The organism is Streptomyces luteosporeus, assembly GCF_039532865.1.
Lineage (GTDB): Bacteria > Actinomycetota > Actinomycetes > Streptomycetales > Streptomycetaceae > Streptomyces > Streptomyces luteosporeus.
The window spans coordinates 459-765 of the sequence record NZ_BAAASL010000066.1; the positions used below are offsets into that span (position 1 = coordinate 459).

Here is a 307-nt window from a genome sequence, read left to right on the forward strand (position 1 = left end):
TAATAAAAGACATTATGGCCTCAGAGTTATCATCAGAAGCAGCTCTCTGCATTACTACTTCGATTCCCTTTTCTTTGAATCTATAAGTATCCAGTTGCCTATTAAACTTAGAAAGACCTACAACCATACTTAGTTTGTTATCTTTAACAGTAAGAGATGCTTCCTGAGTACCATTACATCGGTAGTAAGCGGTGTAACCGTCAGCAAAAGATCGACCGGGGAATATAAATGCTAGGAACGCAATTAACCAATACATAGTTGAGAATCTTGGTATTACACATTTCACTATCCTCTCTTTCATTTTTCG

The 307-nt window shown here is 36.8% G+C and carries 1 protein-coding gene; it reads right to left on the reverse strand.

Translation table 11 applies throughout. The features are described 5' to 3' along the window. On the reverse strand, positions 1 to 286 hold a 286-nt coding region (locus ABD361_RS30435), incomplete at its 3' end, for a hypothetical protein (protein ID WP_344440209.1). Positions 287 to 307: the final 21 nt, after the last annotated feature.